Raw genomic sequence first — 18,951 nt, 5'->3', positions numbered from 1 at the left:
TTTTCAATGGAGAAGGTGACCAACTCTTCCCCACCAGGCTGCGACGCGCGAATATTTTCTACAGTTTTAGTAGAAAAAGAAAGACCTGTCTTCCTATGGGATTTGTCACGCCATAACGTGAAGGCATGTTCGGCAACCCCGGGAGAAACGCTCACATGGCCACGGAATTCATCAGCGCAAGCTTCGCCAATGCCTCCAATGACCTCAACCCTATTCCCGACGCGCCGGTCGATGCGCGTTTTCTGGAGCGATACGCACGGGCGCTCGACGATTACGGCTTCAACTACACGCTGATCCCCTATTCCTCGTCCTCCTTCGATCCGTTCACGCTTGGAGCGACGATCCTCGCACATACGAAAAAGCTCAGCATCATCGTCGCCCTACGTCCGAACACGGTCTATCCGACGGTTGCGGCGAAATCGTTGGCGACGCTCGATCAGTTGAGCGGCGGGCGCGTCGTCGTTCACTTCATCGCCGGCGGCAGCGACGAGGAGCAGGCGCGTGAAGGCGACTTCCTCAATAAGGAAGAGCGTTACGAGCGGCAGGAGGAATATATTCGCATCTTGCGTCTGGCCTGGACGTCGACCGAACCCTTTGATTTCGATGGGAAGTATTATCAGTTCAAGCAGTTCCGCAGCGCCGTGCGTCCCACCAGGGGCCTCATCCCCATCTCGCTCGGCGGCTCGTCGGATGCGGCTTACCGGATCGGCGGTTCGCTGTGCGATATCTTCGGCCTATGGGGTGAGCCGCTTGCTGAAACCAAGCAGCAGATCGACCGGATTTACGACGAAGCCGCCAAGGCTGGCCGCACGGATCGCCCGCGCATCTGGGTCACCTTCCGGCCGATCGTGGCCGAGACCGACGAATTGGCCTGGGCGAAGGCACATAAGGTTCTGGACCGGCTGAACGAGAACCGCGAGAAAGGTTTGAGCCGTGCGCCGCTTTCGGCTCCGCGTCCGGCCAATGTTGGCTCTCAGCGGCTGCTGGACATTGCTGCACGCGGCCATGTGCAGGACCGCGCCCTGTGGTATCCGACAGTAACCGCCACCAATGCCAGCGGCGCCACCACCGCGCTGGTGGGTTCGCCACGCACCATCGCTGATTCCATCCTCGATTATATCGATCTTGGTGCCGACCTGATCTCGATCCGCGGCTACGACAATTACAACGATGCCGTCGATTATGGCCGCTACATCCTGCCGCTGGTGCGTGACGGCATCCGCGAGCGAGAAGAGACCAAAAAGAAGACGGCCGCCTGATGATCACGGTCCGGTACGGTTGGACCATGCATTCAATCCCAGAACGAGCAGGCGACGCTGTCTTCATCGCGTCGGAGGATATCGCTCGGGCTTCCATCAGAAGGCTTCAACGACATGCCCCATGACACAAGCGTCCTGAACGCAACCGCGCGGGTTCTAGCCGAGGCCGCTCCGGAAGCGGATCGTACCGGTCAGTTTCCATGGACGGGCATTCGTGCCGTTCATGAAAGCGGCCTTCTGGAAAGCACTGTCGCCGTCCGCTACGGCGGAGGAGGTGCCAACCTTGCCGACACGGCTCACATCCTAGCCGCCCTCGGGCGAGGCGATCCGTCGGTCGCGCTCATCAGCGCCATGACAATTTTCAACCATCTCGGCCAGGCCGGAAAAAACCATTGGCCGGAAGATCTCTACATCAGGCTGCTGGCGGAGGGAAAGCAGCGTCCGCTGCTGCTCAACGCCGCCCGCGTCGAGCCGGAACTGGGGTCGCCGGCGCGCGGCGGTCTGCCGGCAACGCGCGCCCGCCGCACGGCCAACGGCTGGTCGATCACCGGTCGCAAGCGCTTCGTCACCGGCGCGGATGGTCTCACGCATTTCCTCGTCTGGGCGCATACCGATGAAACCCCAACGCGGGTTGGAACCTTCGTCGTGCCGAATGGACTGCCTGGCATTCGCGTGATCGAAAACTGGAGCAGCCTCGGCATGCGCGCCACAGGTTCGCACGACGTCGAATATACCGACGTCGAGATCCCGGCAGAGGACGTGCTTGATCTCACCGACGCCACAGTTGCCCAACAGGACAATCGCGCCCATGCGGCGCTCACGCTGGCGCTGACCGCGCTCTATCTCGGCGTGGCGGAAGCCGCGCAGGCCGCCTTCATCCGCTTCGCGCATGAGCGGGTGCCGACCAATCTCGGCCATCCCATTGCCCGCACGGAGCGTTTCGTGACGCTTTCGGGCGAAATCGACCTGCTTGTCTCCGGCGCCCGCCAGATCATTTTTGGCGCGCTCGAAGCCGGCCAAAGTGACGCGGAAAAATTCATAAGAGCCCGGCTCATTGCCGGCCGGCAGTTGCGCGAGGCAGTCCAGATCGCGGTGCGCGGCATCGGCAATCCGGGCCTGAGCGCCGACCTGGGGCTTGAACGGCATTTCCGGGACATCCAGTCCGTGCTCGTCCATGCTCCGCAGGAAGACGTATCGATTTCCATTCTGGGGCGCGCCGCCTTCGACCGGTGGAACCGGGATGAGACCGCCCTATCGAGCTATTCGACAGGCGTCCCCGTCCTTAAAACAGCCTGACGCGACGGGGACGGACCTCACCTGATGACCTTCCCACCTTCCCCTTCGGCCCCCCGGCCAACTCGCAGTGGACGAACATGACACGCTACATCATCATCGGCGCCGGCGCGGTCGGCGCAAGCCTTGCCGCCGAGTTCGAAACCCACGACATTCCTTACGTTCTGGTGGGACGCGGCGCTCAGATCGCTCATATCGCCGCCCATGGCCTTTCCTATCGCCGCCCGAGGGAAACCCGGGTGGTTCAGCTCAATGCGGTCGACACCGCAACGCCGCCCGTTCTGAAGCCGGACGATATCCTGATCCTCACAGTCAAGGCGCAGGATGTCGAAGCGGCAACCGATTTCTGGGCCTGGCGCGATGTGGATGGCGCAGGTCTCGCATCCGATCTGCCGCTGGTCACGCTCCAAAACGGGCTGGCGGCCGAGGATATCGCGCTGCGACGCTTCCATCGTGTTTATGCGGCCAGTATTCTCATTCCCGCGCGCTATACCGTGACCGGTGAGGTCGTCGTCGGCGGTGAACCGAATGTCGGCATTGTCACGCTCGGACGCTATCCGCACGGATTGGACGATACCGCATCGGCTGTTGTCTCCGACCTGACGAAGGCGGGATATCTGGCCGAAGCGCGTGCAGACATCCGCCGCTGGAAGGCCGCCAAACTGCAGCACAATGCGACTAACGCAGTCGAGCTTTTCGCCGGCACACCGGAGGTGCGCGCAAAAGCCGGCGCCGAATTGGCAGAAGAAGCGCGCACCGTCCTGAAGGCGGCGGGATACGATCTGGCGGCCCCTTCGGAACGGGCGATCGACATATCAGGCTGGCGCGTCGCCGAAGACAGCGGCATCGAACGCGGCCAGCAATCGACATGGCAGAGCTTCGTGCGCGGCACGTCAAGTGAAGTTGACTACCTGAACGGTGAGATCGTGCGGCTCGGACGTCTTCACGGCGTGGCCGCACCCCTCAACGCGGCCTTTCAACGAGCGGCGGCAAAACTCGCACGCGATGGAGGCAAGCCGGGTTCGCTGAGCATTGAAGAGGTGGGACGGTTGGCATGACCAAGGGATCAACAATTCAAGGCGGCTCTTCCTCCGAATGACAGAACAGAGAAAATATGTGGTCGGAATCACCGACCACATGATCGGCTCTCCGGACCTCGAGGCCGAGGTGCTCGGCCAGGATGTCGAGATCGACTTCTTCGCCACCACGGATGAAACGCTTTTCGCTGCCGATCGCCTCGCCCGGCTCGATGCCCTGATGGTCTGGGGCGCACGGCTCGGGCCGCGAAGCATCGCGCATTTGACCCGCTGCCGGGGCGTCGTGCGTTACGGCGTCGGTTACGAGAAGATCGATATCGAGGCCTTGGCGGCCGCCGGCATCCCCTTCGCCAACAACCCGGATTATGGCACCGAGGAAGTTGCCGACCACGCGGTCGCGATGATCCTGTCCCTGCAAAGACGGCTCTGGGAACATGATGCCCGCGCCCGTGGCTATCGATCCGGATGGCAAGTCCACAGCCTCAAGCCGCTTTCCCGTTCAAACCGGGCCACTGTGGGCGTCGTCGGTGTCGGACGGATCGGAACGGCGGTCGTCAACCGCCTGAAGCCCTTCGGCTTTCGCATCCTCGGCTATGATCCCGGCCAACCGCCTGGTCACGAAAAGGCGATGGGATACGAGCGTGTCGACAATGCGGGCGATCTTTTCGCGCGCTCGGATATCCTCACGCTCCACTGTCCAGCCACGGAGGAGACACGCGGCATGCTCGACGCCAACGGACTTGCCCGGATGAAACCCGGAGCCATTTTGGTCAATACGGCGCGCGGCGAACTTATTGACGATCTCGATGCGCTTGAAGCGTCCCTCAGAAGCGGCCACCTGGCAGCGGCCGCGATTGACACGCTGATGCAGGAACCGCCGGGCGACCATCCGCTGCTTTCGGCCTGGCGCAAACGTGAAGACTGGCTCGCGGGACGGTTGGTGATAACCCCGCACAATGCCTTTTACTCCGATCACGCCGCGGTCGAGATGCGCCAAAACGCAGCGCGGACGGTCAGAATATTGCTCGATGAAGGCAGGCTCCGAAATCGGATCACCGCCTGACGGCCTCCTGTGGTCCTGCTTATCCCAGTGCAGGCGCGGGCAAGACAGGTGATCGATTGCTTCTTTTTATCCGTGACATAAGTGTATCTCAATGCTGCGGTTGGGGATTGTTAATCAGAAATGCCTAATGTAAATCTTAGCGTGCACAAGTTGTGTGGGAGTCAAACTGCTACAATATCTGGTTAGGACATTCAGCAAGGGAGAGCCTCGGACATGCGGAAAATTCGTGCGGCCCACTCGGCCCTCGGAAAAACAGAGGCAGAGGCTTCGAGTTCGATCGACCGACTTTTGTTCTTTGACCGCGATCTCAATCCCGTCGAGAATTTGCTGGGCAATGAGCTGCCTGCTTCTGTCAAACCAGCAGCGTCCTTTTGGGAGCATTTTCCGGAACTGGACCAGTCGGCGATTACGCTTGCGTTACGTTCCCTGGGTGACAGTGCACAGCCTTTGCGAATATCGGGCGATCTTGGCGAGCCGGGATCGCGCGGACTGACGATCTATCGGATCGGAGATCTGTTTGCCGTGGTGCGCTCCGAGGAAAGTCTCGATGATGAGCGTGCAACCCTTCTGCACCTGGCGACCCATGATCCCCTGACCGGACTGCCGAACCGACGACAGTTCAGCGAGGACCTCACAGTATTGCTGCAGGAGGCCGCAGGCGCGAACGAGACCCTGTCTTTGATGCAGCTCGACCTCGACGATTTCAAGCCCGTGAACGACACGCTTGGGCATCCGGCCGGCGACAAGGTTCTTCAATTTGCGGCAAGGCGTATTCAAGGCTGCCTGACCAGCGATGACAGAGCCTATCGACTTGCGGGTGACGAATTCACCGTTATTTCCATGGGCTCGGGACATCCGGCCAAGGGGCAGTGGCTAGCAGAAGTTCTGGTTGCCGAATTCAAAAAGCCCTTCACGATAGATGGCATTGCCGTATTTGTTGGTACCAGCATCGGCATTTCCACCGCGCCATCGGACGGTGCAAGTCCGGAGCAACTGATGAAGGCGTCCGATCTCGCGCTCTATGCCGCGAAGAAAGACGGGCGCGGCCGGGCAAAAGCATTTGATCCCTCGATGCTTGAATCGCTGGAGCAACGCGAACTGCTGCGCCGCAGCCTTCGCATGGCCTTGGCCCAGCAGCAGTTCTCTGTCGAATACCAACCCATCTCAGAGGGCGGCTGCGTTGTCGGCTTTGAAGCATTGCTGAGATGGCACCATCCCCTGCTTGGAAAAATTTCACCGGCGGCATTTATTCCGATGGCCGAGGCCGATGGAATGATGCCGGAAATAGGAGCGTGGGTTTTAGAGCAGGCATGCCGCGAGGCGATGAAGTGGCCGCAGAACTACATCGTTGCCGTCAATTTATCGGCGGCCGAATTCCTGACCAGCGGCCTTACCGATCGGGTCTCCCAGACGCTCGACCTGGTCGGCTTGCCGCCCGACCGTCTGGAGCTTGAGATAACCGAAAGCGTGCTGCTCGAGCGGACCGTCAACAACATCGACACCCTGAATACGCTCAACGTGCTGGGGATACGAATCTCGCTTGATGACTTCGGCACCGAATATTCTTCGCTCAGCTATCTGAAGACATTCCCTTTCGACACGATCAAAATCGACAAATACTTCATCACCGATCTCGAAAGCGATCTGAAAAGCCAGGCAATCGTCCGCTGCATCGTGAACCTCGCCCATGACCTCGACATGCAGGTGACAGCGGAAGGGGTCGAGACGCCAGGTCAGGCGGAATGGTTGCGCGGCGTGGGCTGCGACAGGCTTCAAGGCTACTTGGTCAGCAGGCCGCTTCCGATCGAGGCAATTGGCGAGTTCCTCGCCAGAGCCGAAACATCCCTGAGCCACGCGCTATCATAGTGAACAATCGATTTTCGGAATCAACCTGACGCCCCGGACAAACGAATGGAGGGTGTAGTGGAAAAGGAAGCATCTCGCTTCGATGACCATGCATTTGCGCCGATGGTATCGCTGGAAATGAATACCGCCATGTTCAAATCGCGATGGCAGTTTTGCGACAGGATCACGGAATATCTCTCCGACATTCTCGGCCAGGGTCACAACGATCCCGCTCGATATTCGAACTTTCTTTCCGTCGCAGCCAACGAGCTCATTGAACTCGCTTTCCGTTCAACGGGTGAGCTGGGAAGGATACGTTTCAGTCTCTATCGGAGCGCAGCATTCAATCGGCTGAGAATTGCGTTTCCCAACGAGGAAGCATTTGGCCGCAAACAAACGGGTGCGAGATCAGGCGAATATCTGCCTGTCCCCGATACCGAGTCTGGATACTTGGTCATGAAATCCGATGGGACGGTTTTGCTCAGCGATTTGGCAACAATATTCCGCGCCGCTATCCGAATTGAGAAAGACGGCGGACAAGGGATTCAAATCATTGCGGATTTCCCCTCGGCCGAGGACTTCCGATGAACCTGCTGCTACGACCCTTCACGGTTTATTTTGATCCGACAAATCAGGAGCTGGTGCTGTCTGGCAAGATGCGGCCCGAAAGTGCCGCTGAGATTGGCGATGCTCTCGAACTGGTGCAGCAAAGTTTGGAAAAATACGGCGGGGTCGTTTACCTCAACGTCAAACGTCTGACGCATATCAACATGACTGCCTTCTCTGCCCTGTCGGATGTCCTCGCGGCAACCTGCCGGGCCAGGCCGGAACGGAAGATCGTCATCATTACGTCAAGCGTGGTGGCATGGTCGACCTCGTTATTCCAAACGCTTGCGGCGTCACAACCAAACTTGTCGGTCGAGGTCTACGATTCGGCATTCTATCCGGGCCAGAGCTTTGTCGAGGATGAGACTTTCATTCCCATTCTCCGCACCCAGACGAAAATGACATGGCGACATGAACGCGAACTGCTGCCGCGCCACGGCCTGCGTAACGGTCTTGCCATCGCCGATATCTGTTGTGGAATAGGTGATTTCGCGGCCTTGGTTCAACGGGAATTCAAACCGGCACGCCTTGTCGCGCTGGATCATTCGGTGCGCAGCCTCGAATATGCGCGCAGGGTCGCTACCGACTTCGATCTACAGGGAATCGAGTACACCTATGGCGACGCCTCGCAAATGTTGCTGCGAGACAATCAATTCGACTTTGTGACCTGCCGTCATTCGCTGCAGATTTTCAACCGTCCCGAGATGCTCCTGCGGGAGCTTTACCGCATCTGTAAGCCTGGCGGCCGCGTCTACATCACCAACGAAAAAAATTCTCATTGCCTTGGGGAGCCACATGCTGACACGATAAAATGGACTTACGAGGAGGTCGCCAAACTGTTCAGCCACTTCGACATGGATGTCGAGATGGGGCCGAAAAGCCGCCATCTCCTTGCCGATGCAGGCTTCGACAACATCAAGGTGGATTGTTTTATGGTGACGAACCTCGACGGCGATCCCCAAGACTTCGCAGACGTCATCGAAGCTTGGGAAAATGTCTACGCCGGTGAGATGGCCGTCCGGCGGGGCGACTCAATAGATTTCATTCGCAGGTTCCGGCAGGGATTCAAGGATCATGTCTTTGCCGCTCTTCACCCCAAGGGTTATGCGGGCTGGCCCATCTGGGCGGCCTCCGGGCGAAAGCCGCTGTGATGGACGCACGCTCATCGAAAAGACCGGCAAGACTGGGCTCATTTCGGGCAAAGTTCATCCTGGTCGTCGGTGGAGCCGTTCTCTTTGACTTGCTGGTCAGCGGTGGACTGGCGCTTTGGAACGTTCAGAGACTGTCGCGCGACGCAACCCTCGAAGTCGGCCAAGGTCTTGAAGCGGCAAGCCAGGAATACATTCGCACATATGCTGATTCGACCGCGGCGCAGGTAAGTTTGCTCCTGCGGCAGGTTCATAACGACGTCGGCACCTTGGCAGGGGTGCTCCAGGCGCAGATCGACGATCCCGCGCGCAATTCCGACGTCGGCGCGGCGATCGCTCGCACATCTCCCGGCAGCGTCAGCCTGTCCTACGATCAGAAGACGAACTGGTCTCAGAACGCTCCGGGCTCCGCCTCGGTTGTGAGCGTTTGGGGTTACTTGCTCGGACAAGACCATCAGCCAAGGCCCGACGTCCAGAGCGATATCCAGACCAGCGCGGTTCTCGACCTTGTTGCGCCGAGCCTGCTGCAGCGCGGTGCTTCGAAGCTGCAGATGTATTTCATCGGCTCGAAAGAACGCCCAATCTTCAGGACGGCGCCCTACACCGACCAGGCTCAGACCTTCGACCGCCTTTATCCCGGACACAACGAGGCCAATTTCTGGGACTTCTTTTTTCCCGGACTTTACGAGTCCTGGCAGGGCTGGGCCAAGGACATGAAAACGCGGCCGGTCGCGGACGATATAACACAGACGGCGCCATATACGGACGCCATTACCGGGAAACTGATCGTTTCTTTCTTTCAGCCATTGTGGACCGCCGACAGGAAGGATGTCGCCGGGACGGCCGGTGCTGACATCACACTCGACCAGCTCGCGCAAACTGTTGAAAATGTGAAAGTGGCCCAGTCCGGCTTTGGATTTCTCGCAATGTCCGACGGAAATGTTGTGGCGATCAACAGCACAGGCGAAAAAACTCTCGGTCTGCGTTCTGCGAGCGATGCGAGCGGAGCCGGAGTGACTGGACTGGAGCGCTCCCTGAAGGGAAGCGCCCAGCCTGCGATCGCAAAACTGGCCCTTGACCGCGAACAGGGCATCCAACATTTGATGTTGCAGCAGGACGGTAACGAGGTCCCCTATATCGTTATCGTCAAAAGGCTCCCTGCGACCAATCTCTGGGTCAGCGGCCCGGTGCGGCAAGAGGCGATGTCTCTTGGAGTCGTTGTGCCCGAACGAGAAATCGAAGCCTCGCTCTATGCGGCCCAGGCCAAGATTTCAGAGGCTACGAACCGGATCGTGCTCTACCAAATTCTCGCGATCTTACTGTCGCTGCTGGTTGTGACGATCGCGGTATTTGCGGCTTCGAAACGAATAACGGGCGGGATCAGTGCACTTGCAGATGCCGCCAAGCGGATTCAGGCGAAAGACTATTCGGTCAGGGTGGCCATAGCGAGCAAAGATGAGGTCGGTGAGGCTGGCGAAGCATTCAATCGGATGGCTGAGCAGATCAGCTATCACACCGAAAATCTCGAGCAACTCGTCGAAGAGCGAACTGCTCAAATCGAAGATGCAAAGGAAGAGATTTCGACGCTGAACGCACAGCTCGAGCGAGAAAATCGACGTCTTGGAACCGAGCTCGCCGTCGCCGAGAGAATCCAGCTCATGGTCCTTCCGCTGCATCAGGAGCTCGAGGAGTTTCAAGCCCTCGAGATCGCCGCCTATATGAGGCCGGCCGAAGAAGTCGGCGGCGATTATTACGACGTATTGAAGAACGGAAATCGGTTGAAGATCGGCATCGGCGACGTCACCGGACACGGGCTCGAAAGCGGCGTGCTGATGCTGATGGTTCAGTCCGTTGCCCGCGCCCTGCAGGAAGCCGGAAACACCGATGCCGTCAAATTTCTCACAGACCTGAACAGCGCCCTGTTTAAAAATATCGTCAGGACCAAAATCGACAAGCATCTCACTCTGGCGTTTCTTGACTACGACGGTAAAGAGATGATTCTATCAGGACAACACGAGGAAGTTGTGATTGTGCGGGCGAACGGCGATGTCGAGCGCATAGACACCATGGATCTGGGCATGCCGATCGGGCTGGAAGCCGATATTTCTGCGTTCATCAAAACCCGTGAGATAGCGTTCGCGACGGGGGATCTCATACTCTTGCATACGGACGGCGTAACAGAAGCAGCAAACGACGGGGGAGAACTCTTTGGCATTGAACGTCTCTGCCGCGAAGCACGTCGCTTGAAGGATCAGAGTGCTGAGAAAGTCGTTTCCGGAATTGTAGCGGCATTGATGCGCTTTGTCGGATCGCAGAAGATTTACGACGACATCACGCTTCTCGCAGTGCGGCATAGGTGAGACAATGACGCCAACGGTATACGGCAAGGAATCTCTGGCGGGCATAAGCTTAGGTTCGGCCACTCGCCTCACGTTGAGCGATGGACCTCTTCAGCTTGGATGGAAGCACTCGGGAATGACGGCGGACTTCATAGCGGAAGTCATGGCTCTGCCCTATTCACGTTCAAGGAAAGATTACACGCAGGCGCATCATGACATCGGATATCTCAGCAATGAGCTGATTGAAAATGCCGTCAAGTTTCGACAACCTGGGGAGATCCTCATTGAAGCCGGCATATTCGACGGAGCCTTTTTGATAAGGGTGAAGAACACGATCGATGGCGTGACATCGTCCCGCTTCCAGCAATTGCTGCATCGCCTCCAATCGAAAGATCCCGGGGAACTTCTTCTTGAGCAAATCGAAACCAACGCCATATCGGCAACGAGCGGTTCGGGCTTGGGATTGCTCACCCTGCTGAGCGACTACGACGCAAAAATGGCTTGGGCATTCGAAGAGAACAATGACCAGCGTATCATACTGACGACGACTGCAGCTGTGGCGATGCCGCCCTCCTCCAATCTGTGAGCGAAGAATGGAAATCAGCGACGAAAACTTCCGCGTATGGGCGGAAAGAAACCAGGTATATTTCGACGGCGTATTCCGGCTGGCCGGACCGGACGCCTATGCGCCCATTTATTCATTGATTTCGGGTCTGCTCCATGAGGGGCACAAACAGGTGACGTTCAACCTGACGGGTCTCGAGTTCCTCAATTCCTCCGGCATAAATCTGTTGGCCAAGCTGACGATCGAAGCCAGAAAGATGGGCGATCTCCTGCTCGTCATCAAAGGCACCAATCAATATCCCTGGCAAGCTAAGTCTCTGCCGAACCTGAAGAAGTTACATCCGCTTATTGATTTACGCCTGGGGTGATTGCGCCGCCGCCTCTCGTTCGGGATCTGCCTGTCGATCATTTCGACGGCGCGGACACGTTTGAAGACCCTCCATCCAAAGGACGCTGCGTACGCAATCCTTGGTTCTGACAATCTGCGATGTCTCAGCTTCCGGCCGACTGCGAAAAATCGACCGGCGGCGGATCGCCGGCTCCAAGGTTCCGGTAAAAGATCGTCCGGTGTTCAGCTGCTTCAGCCACGCCGAGCACCTACTCCCTTTTCACGGCGTGTCGCCACATCAGCCCAACCTGGCTGACGATGTCGATTTATCAAATATTTCAACTTGTTTAGGACCATAGTCCCGACCGACGTCGGACCTCGTGCCGATGTGCGATACGCAATCAGCGTCTAACCTCTCACATCTCCCTATGCAGTGCAGTTGCACCGCACTTGATGATCTGACTCGGAGGAAAATGATGCGGATAGCAACCTTAGCGTCCTTGGCCGTGCTCTCGCTGGCTCTTGCAGCAAGCCCGGCTACGATTGCCGGGATCGACATTGCCGCGCTGGCAAAAGACGGTGGGAACGGCGGGGGCAATGGTGGTGGCAACGGGGGCGGTCATGGCGGCGGCAACGGAAATAGCGGCAGTCACGGCAACGGCAACCAGGGTAGCGGTTCAACCCATGGCAGCTCTAAATCCTCAGGCGTGAAAGGCAAATCCACCGACGCAGGAAGCAAGTCCAAATCCACGAAGGCTGATGGGACCAAAACCGTCACGAAAGAAAAGAACCTGTCGGCGCAGATGGCAGGCCTGAACTCCCTGAAGCGAAATTACAGGGCGCTGATGCATACGTCGGACCCGCGCATGACCGCCATCGCGGCCTATGCCATGGCTTATGCCCAGTATGAACTCGACAATGGCATCGAGCCCGCCGCCGATGACCCTCTATTGGGGGACGAGGCGCTGGAGGACGCATTGGCTTCCGCAACGAAAACCGGCCAGGTCAGCCCGGCGGTTTTGGCCGAAGCCAAGTCCATCCTCGGGGTTGGCGAGGCGAACGGGAAGATCGATCAAATCCGCGTTTCGCTGGAGAACGCCGCGCCGGAGACATCCGAGGAATAGCCTATAAACAGGTGCGAGCAGTGTGGAGCTGACAAGTATGGCTCCGCACTAAACTACGAGAGAGCATTTCCGTTTTGTTTCAGTACGGAGATGCTCTTTTTTTCTCATGAAACACTACGCCGTGGCGATGCCTCAAGCCGCCTTCTCAGCCACCGCCTCGCGCATCGCCTGCGGCCTTCCGAGCAGGTAACCCTGCGCCTCGTCGCATTGCTCTTCGAAAAGCGTATCGAGCTGCGCCTGCGTTTCCACGCCTTCGGCGAGCACCGGAACCTCCAGGCTGCGGCCGAGCGCCAGGATGGCCCGGACAATCGCCTTGGATTGCGCGTTGCTCTCGACCTCGGCCATGAAGCTCTTGTCGAGCTTGATCTTGTCGAAGGGGAAGGCGCGCAGCGTCTCCAACGACGAGTAGCCGGTGCCAAAATCGTCGATCGCGATCGAGACGCCGAGCGCCTTGATCTCCCGCATGGTGCGCAGGGCCTTGTCCTTGTCGATGATGATAGAGCTTTCGGTGATCTCGATTTCGAGGCGTCGCGGATCGAGGCCGGTCTCCAGGAGGATGCTTGAGATGACGGCCGCCATGTCGGCATGGCCGAGCTGGATCGGCGAGAGGTTGACGGCGATCTTGTGGCCGCTGTTCCAGCCCGCGGCCGCCCGGCAGGCTTCCCGCAGCACCCATTCGCCGATCGGCAGGATCGCGCCGCATTCCTCGGCAAGGCCAATGAAATCCATGGGCGGGATGTTGCCGCGTTCGTGATGGCGCCAGCGCAGCAGCACTTCATAGCCGGTGATCTCTCCCGTCCGCACCGATTTCTGCACCTGATAATGCAGATGAAGCTCGTCGCGGTCGATGCAGGCCCAGAGATCGTTGGCGAGCGCGCGACGGCGGCGCGCGGTCTCGTCCATGGCAGCCTCGTAGAAGCAGACTTTCTGCAGCAGCGATTGCTTGGCCCGGTACATGGCTAGGTCGGCATTGGCGAGAAGCCCGTCCACGCTCTCCGCATCGCCGGGATAGATGGCGAGGCCGAGGCTGGCGCCGGTCTTGATCTCGAAGCCGTCGACGGAAACCATTCCGGTCAGCGCGCCTTCCAGGCGGCCGATGAAATCGTGGAGCGCGCTCAGATCGTCGAAGCGCTTGGTCGCGGCGAACTCGTCGCCGCCGAAGCGGGCGATGAATTCGCCCTCCTGCTGTGCCTCGCCGAGACGGCGCGTCAATTCGACAAGCACCAAGTCGCCGGTGCCGTGCCCATGCTGGTCGTTGACCTCCTTGAACTTGTCGAGATCGATACCGATGACCGCAACCCTGCCCCTCAGCCGGTCGGCGACCATCATTTCCTCGGAGACGCGCTCGCCGAACTCCAGCCGGTTCGGCAGGCCCGTCAGCGCGTCGTGCTTGGCCAGGAAGGCGACCTGCTCCTCGGACTTTACGCGATCGCTGATATCCTCGAAGGTCACGACCCAGCCGCCGTTTGGCAGGATGTTGACATTCTGCTGGATAGAGATGCCGCTTGCATATTTGTGAACCGCACTGCCGGCCCCGCCCCGGATCAGCGCCATGTTCCTGATGTAATGGGCCTCGGCCCGCGCCGCCGCTTCCGCAGGGGTCTCGGCGTGGGCGGCATAACCGACCTCGACGATCTCCCTGTAGTACATTCCCGGACGCACCGACCCTTCGGGAAATTTGAAGATTTCGAGATAGCGCTTGTTGCACAGCACCAGGCGCTCATCCGCATCGAACATGCAGATGCCCTGCCCCATGTTTTCGAGCGCGACATCGAGATTGCGGCTGACCTCCTCGATCCGGTCGGCATCCGTCTTCTGCTTGCTGTTGTCCTTGGTGATCTTCGCATAGCCGATCAGCGCTCCGATCTCGTCGTAGATCGGGTCGATGACGACATAGGCCCAGAAGGAGGAGCCGTCCTTGCGATAGCGCCAGCCCTGCGCCTCGAACTTGCCCTCGGTGCGGGCGGTCGCGAGCGCCCGCTGCGGCAGGCCGTTCCGGCAATCTTCCGCCGAATAGAACAGCGAGAAATCCTTGCCGACTATCTCCTCGGCGCGATAGCCCTTGGCGCGCTCGGCCCCGGCATTCCAGTTGCTGACCTTGCCGTCGGGATCGAGCATATAGATGGCGTAGTCGGTGACGCCCTGCACCAGCAGCTTGAAATTGCGCTCCGCCTTGGCGGTCTTGGCCTCCGAGCGCACGGCGAAAATGGCCGCCGCAAAACCCGCCGCCAGCAGCGAAAAGGTGACGGCGGCGATCGTCACCACCATGATCGCAGGCGAAAGCAGCGTCGCGGGATCGAGCGCCACAATGCCAGGCGTGACGGTGACACCCGCCATCGCGGTGAAATGCAGCGCGACGACACCTGATGTCAACAGAAGCGTCGGCGCGAGCCCGCCGAGAAGCGACCGCTCGCCCCTGACCGCAAACCGAAAGGCCGCGACCGAAAAGACGATGCCGAGAGCGAACGAGGCCGTCACGAACCCGCTATCCCATGAGATCGCTCCCGGGAATTCGATGGCGAGCATTCCGGAAAAATGCATCGACCCGATGCCGGCGCCGAAGAGCACGCCCGCCAGAATATTCGCCGTCCACCTGGTATAGGCGATCTTGGCCGCGATCGCGCCCGTCGTCGCGACGATCGCGACCAGCAGCGAAATCAGCGTCAAGCCAGCATGATAACCCACGACGACGCCGGGGTCATAAGCCAGCATCGCAACGAAATGCGTCGCCCAGATCCCAAAACCCCCAGCCGCCCCCGCCGTCCCGATCCACACCCACCGGGCAGCGCCATCGGAAGACATCGCCCGATCGAGCAGAACCATCGCGCAAAGGCTGGCGAGAAAGCAGATCAAACCCGCGAGACCGACCAGCGTGAGATTATGCTGCTCGGTGACGCACGTCAGAACGGTGAACATGGAATAGGCCCTCGATTTGAGGGGCACGCTATGGGGCGGGCGCTTAAGGAAGGTTGAAGTGGAGTGGGCGGCTGGCGGGAAAGGCGGGTGTTTGGGCGGGTTGGAGGTGGGGTTGTGGGATTAGGGTTTATCGCGGGTGTCTTGGTATGGTGAATGGATTTTCGACTGGCGCGGAGGGCGAGGCCCCGCGAAATTGGTCTTGCCCTGCCCCACCACGACCGGGTGCAGGTAGATGATATTCGTCGATCAGGCCAAGTTCGGTCAGGTTGTGGGCAAGGTCCGGGCCGGCGACTTCGATCTCCCCAATTTCACCCAAGCACCATGGTAGCGGACTTGGATGAGTTGGAATCTGGGATGTCGATCTTGCTAAGAAGTTTGTCGCTACTGGTTGGAATAATATTGGCGGCACCAGCCTTTGGCAATTGCTTAACCGCCAATCAGACCAAACAGGGCGTACTGCTAACCAGAGAAGTGCCTTTCCTTTCCGTATTCTACAAGCCGAACGGTCCAGGTCTCACCGAACAAAAGCTGGTGGAGCGTAACCGTTCACTGCAGCCGGTGTCGGCCGTATATTTACATCCCCTGCTCGTCGAAAAGAGAGTTGGTCCCAATGGGACGCATGAGCTGAAATACGCGAATGCGGTTGCGTTGGACGACCTACCACAGAAGAAGAACTGGCAATCCGACACTACGCTTTTCATCAATGGCAAAAAATCCGTTTCGGGCACTACTTTTATGAGATTCGACGGCTTGGGAGAGGAAACGATTGCATCTTGTTCCTACAAAGTTTGGGCCATCAATAGCCGTCTGGAACTGACGGGATTGCCTCCGATTATTTTCGAACAATACTATTCCCCCGAGCTTCATCTCGTTCTTCGTTCAGTACGGCTAGGCCCCTCCGGCCAGCCGTTGAGCGAGGTTCGATTTGATCGGTTCCAAATTGGCTGGGGCAACTGATTGATCGTGAGGTCAAGCTGCCAGCACCCCGCATGCCTGGGTTGATGAGATGACGAAATACTGGAAACTTCAGGGCTGAAGTGAGTACCAGGCGGAGCATCAGCAAGATCAAGAACCATATCCTGACGATTGGGTAGCTATCCAACGCGCCTTTATAGATAGCCTGTAATTTTGCGGATTGACCACGATCGATGGTCAGTTGCCTTAGTTTTCAAGGCAACTGGTCTTTCGAACGAGATTCTGCACTTGTGCCCAGGTGCGGTCAGGTACACCGCCTGTTGAACACGCGGGTCCACTTTCCGTCACCGCCATTCAATATGCCGCAACCTCACCCCTCCAACTCCACAATCGCACACCCATACCCGTCAAGCTCCAGCCCCCCCGTCACCCTCTTCTCCCCATCCAGCAGATCCCGCCCGGCAGGCACCCCACCCACAGTCACCGCCTGATCCGTATAATTCTGCACAAACAGCAGCCGCCGCTCCTCGTTCATCCGCATCGTCACCTCCACGCCCTCGGGCAGGCCGCCGACCAGCGGTTCGATGCCGGCGGGGGCGAACAGGCGTTCGGTCAGCGCTTCGGTCAGATCAGGCGTGAGATAGGTGCCGAGATAGACGACCTGCCCCTTGCCGAGCTTGCGGGAGGTCGCCATCGGCTGGCCCTCGGCGTAGCGGTTGGACCAGGCAGCGATCACCTCGACGTCGGGGTCGATGGTGAGGTTTTCGTAGAAATGGCCGGCCGTCATTTCGCGATTGCCGATCTTGAAGCGGCGCTGGCGGCGGTTGCTTTCGGCCGGTTTGTTTGGGGGAATGACAAGGCCGCCCGAGCGCTCCATCACGTCGAAGAGGCCATTGGCGCCGGGGGCTGTCAGACGGCCGAAATCTTCGACGCGCACGCCCGTCAGTCTGGAAAGCGCAGTGCCGGGAGCCGTTTCGCGGATGACGTGGTTGTCTTCGTTGCGGGTGCCGGTGCGCGCGCCGATGACGACGGTGCCGCCTGCTTCGGCGAAGGCTTCGAGCCTGGCCGTCCATTCGTCCTTCCACATCACCCAGTGCGGAACATAGAAGAGCTTCAGCCTGGAAAGATCGTCCTCGGGATGAATGAAGCCGCAGGCAATGCCGCGGTCATAGCAGTATTGGTGCAGCAGGATCGCATCGTCCTGCGGGCTCGGCAGGCCGATCGGATAGGTCTTGTGGGCTTCCTGATTATCGAAGTCCGATCCGGCAATGCCGACATCCATACGCACATAGGTGCCGAGGATCTTGGGCGCTAGTGCCGTCATCTCGGTGGCGAAGCGCTTGGCCTCCTCATAGCGATGGCGGCCGATATCGTCATGGTCGATGATGCCCATCCAATAGATCTCGGCGCCGAAATGGGCCGGCCGCCAGCGGAAGAACATCAGGCCGTCAGCACCATGAGCAACCGAGGAAAGCGCCATGCGACGCAGCTCGCCCGGCTCCGGCGTCAGCGTGCAGAAGCCCGGCTGGCTGCCGAAACCCGACTGCTGCTCGGGCACGATGTAATTGCCGGAGAAGCCTCGGCAGATATCGAGGTGCAGCGCCTGAACCTTGGCGTGATTGCCGAGCCGCTGGAACTCGTCATAGAGCATCGGATAGATGTCGTAGCCGACGAAATCGAGATCGGTCGAGAACTGGCCGCGAAAGTCGATATCCCGCAAGCCGCCGAGATTGTGGAAGACGAACCAGGAGGGTTTGACGGCACGCAGGATCTCCACCTGGTCATGCTGGAAGCGCGCCGTCGAGAAGGCGAGGAAGCGGTGATAATCCTGCAGGTGGCCAGGGCTCGGGAAGGTCGGGCCGAACTCGATCGGCAGCACCACCTGGTCGAAACTGTCATAGGCCGTCGCCCAGAAATCACCGCCCCAGGCCGTATTGAGCTTGGCAATCTCGCCATATTTGCCGGCAAGGAAGGCCTGGAATTCGGTGAGCGTCGCTTGGGAAAAGCTCTCCGGCATGCTGGTGTTCAGCTCGTTATCGGTCTGCCAGCCGACAACAAAGGGATTGTCGCGATAGTGCTCGGCCATCGCCCTGGTGATGCGCTTGCTGTGTTCGCGGAAAACCGGGCTTGCCGTGTCGCAGTGCTGGCGCGAGCCATGGCTCATCGGCCGGCCCTTGCCGTCGACCCTTAGAATTTCAGGGTGTGCCGCCGTCAGCCAGCGCGGAGGGGTCGCCGTCGGCGTGCACATGATCGTGTCGATGCCGTAGCGCCCGAGCATGGCGATCGCGCGGTCGAACAGATCGAAGTCGAAGGTGCCGAGCTTCGGTTCGAGAATGTGCCAGGCGAATTCGGCCATTCTGACCACGTTGAAGCCGGCTTTCGCCATGCGCTCGGCGTCGCGCTCCCAATAGCTTTCATCGACATGCTCGGGATAATGCGGAGCGCCGACTAGGAAGCGGTCAGTCTGGACGGGGTTCCATACGGAGAGGGTCTTGTCGGACACGGTGGTCTTTC

14 protein-coding genes and 2 pseudogenes are annotated in these 18,951 nt (G+C 59.2%); 13 read left to right on the top strand and 3 right to left on the bottom strand.

The genetic code is table 11. The annotated features are described in order from the left end of the window. Nucleotides 1–155 precede the first annotated feature (155 nt). The 12 genes and pseudogenes from EEQ99_RS09145 (at nt 156) to EEQ99_RS09090 (ending at nt 12,606) form a co-directional block, all read left to right on the top strand. Complete coding sequence (locus tag EEQ99_RS09145; RefSeq protein WP_097542243.1) at nt 156–1,259, top strand: LLM class flavin-dependent oxidoreductase; 1,104 nt, start codon at nt 156–158, stop codon at nt 1,257–1,259. A 114-nt stretch (nt 1,260–1,373) separates the two neighbouring features. Then, nucleotides 1,374–2,555 carry an acyl-CoA dehydrogenase family protein gene (locus EEQ99_RS09140; protein WP_127430263.1) on the top strand — a complete coding sequence of 394 codons (1,182 nt, stop codon included), beginning with the start codon at nt 1,374–1,376 and terminating at the stop codon, nt 2,553–2,555. A gap of 77 nt (nt 2,556–2,632) precedes the next feature. After that, entirely contained in the window at nt 2,633–3,610 is a 978-nt protein-coding gene (locus EEQ99_RS09135; protein ID WP_127430262.1) for a ketopantoate reductase family protein, read from the top strand. Nucleotides 3,611–3,647: 37 nt separating this feature from the next. Next, nucleotides 3,648–4,652, top strand: a complete 1,005-nt coding sequence (locus EEQ99_RS09130; RefSeq protein ID WP_127430261.1) for a C-terminal binding protein — start codon at nt 3,648–3,650, stop codon at nt 4,650–4,652. 213 nt (nt 4,653–4,865) lie between these two features. Next, a complete protein-coding gene (locus tag EEQ99_RS09125; RefSeq protein ID WP_047610640.1) occupies nt 4,866–6,518 on the top strand; it encodes a putative bifunctional diguanylate cyclase/phosphodiesterase in 1,653 nt (550 codons plus the stop codon). Between the two features lie 57 nt (nt 6,519–6,575). After that, nucleotides 6,576–7,085 (top strand): hypothetical protein, encoded by a 510-nt coding sequence (locus EEQ99_RS09120; RefSeq protein WP_127430260.1) that lies wholly within the window; start codon nt 6,576–6,578, stop codon nt 7,083–7,085. Then, the gene (locus tag EEQ99_RS09115) at nt 7,082–8,254 is read left to right on the top strand and encodes a class I SAM-dependent methyltransferase (RefSeq protein WP_047610642.1); all 1,173 of its coding nucleotides are present in this window, start codon (nt 7,082–7,084) and stop codon (nt 8,252–8,254) included. Before EEQ99_RS09120 ends, EEQ99_RS09115 begins: the two co-directional genes overlap by 4 nt. After that, nucleotides 8,254–10,611 carry a SpoIIE family protein phosphatase gene (locus tag EEQ99_RS09110; protein WP_047610644.1) on the top strand — a complete coding sequence of 786 codons (2,358 nt, stop codon included), beginning with the start codon at nt 8,254–8,256 and terminating at the stop codon, nt 10,609–10,611. Before EEQ99_RS09115 ends, EEQ99_RS09110 begins: the two co-directional genes overlap by 1 nt. A gap of 4 nt (nt 10,612–10,615) precedes the next feature. Then, nucleotides 10,616–11,176, top strand: a complete 561-nt coding sequence (locus tag EEQ99_RS09105) for a slr1658 superfamily regulator (protein WP_028758184.1) — start codon at nt 10,616–10,618, stop codon at nt 11,174–11,176. A gap of 7 nt (nt 11,177–11,183) precedes the next feature. Next, nucleotides 11,184–11,522, top strand: coding sequence for a slr1659 superfamily regulator (locus tag EEQ99_RS09100; RefSeq protein ID WP_028756789.1), 339 nt, complete (start codon nt 11,184–11,186; stop codon nt 11,520–11,522). Next, nucleotides 11,522–11,632: pseudogene (locus EEQ99_RS09095) on the top strand (GFA family protein); the annotation flags it as partial. The gene EEQ99_RS09100 and the pseudogene EEQ99_RS09095, both read left to right, overlap by 1 nt. A 326-nt stretch (nt 11,633–11,958) precedes the next feature. Next, nucleotides 11,959–12,606 carry a hypothetical protein gene (locus tag EEQ99_RS09090; protein ID WP_097542240.1) on the top strand — a complete coding sequence of 216 codons (648 nt, stop codon included), beginning with the start codon at nt 11,959–11,961 and terminating at the stop codon, nt 12,604–12,606. Nucleotides 12,607–12,738: 132 nt separating this feature from the next. Here EEQ99_RS09090 and EEQ99_RS09085 read toward each other — a convergent pair whose 3' ends face one another. Next, a complete protein-coding gene (locus EEQ99_RS09085; protein WP_127430259.1) occupies nt 12,739–15,522 on the bottom strand; it encodes a bifunctional diguanylate cyclase/phosphodiesterase in 2,784 nt (927 codons plus the stop codon). A 120-nt stretch (nt 15,523–15,642) separates the two neighbouring features. Beyond that, nucleotides 15,643–15,826 (bottom strand): annotated as a pseudogene (locus EEQ99_RS09080) (dihydrofolate reductase family protein); the annotation flags it as partial. A 50-nt stretch (nt 15,827–15,876) separates the two neighbouring features. Between EEQ99_RS09080 and EEQ99_RS09075 the strand changes: the two are divergent. Then, nucleotides 15,877–16,479, top strand: a complete 603-nt coding sequence (locus EEQ99_RS09075) for a hypothetical protein (RefSeq protein WP_127430258.1) — start codon at nt 15,877–15,879, stop codon at nt 16,477–16,479. 328 nt (nt 16,480–16,807) lie between these two features. Here the strand turns inward: EEQ99_RS09075 and EEQ99_RS09070 are convergent, their stop codons facing one another. After that, complete coding sequence (locus tag EEQ99_RS09070; protein ID WP_127430257.1) at nt 16,808–18,940, bottom strand: beta-galactosidase; 2,133 nt, start codon at nt 18,938–18,940, stop codon at nt 16,808–16,810. Between the last annotated feature and the right edge of the window lie 11 nt (nt 18,941–18,951).

The sequence above is a fragment of the Rhizobium anhuiense genome (assembly GCF_003985145.1).
GTDB lineage: Bacteria > Pseudomonadota > Alphaproteobacteria > Rhizobiales > Rhizobiaceae > Rhizobium > Rhizobium anhuiense.
This window is presented reverse-complemented; position numbering and strand designations above follow the sequence as displayed.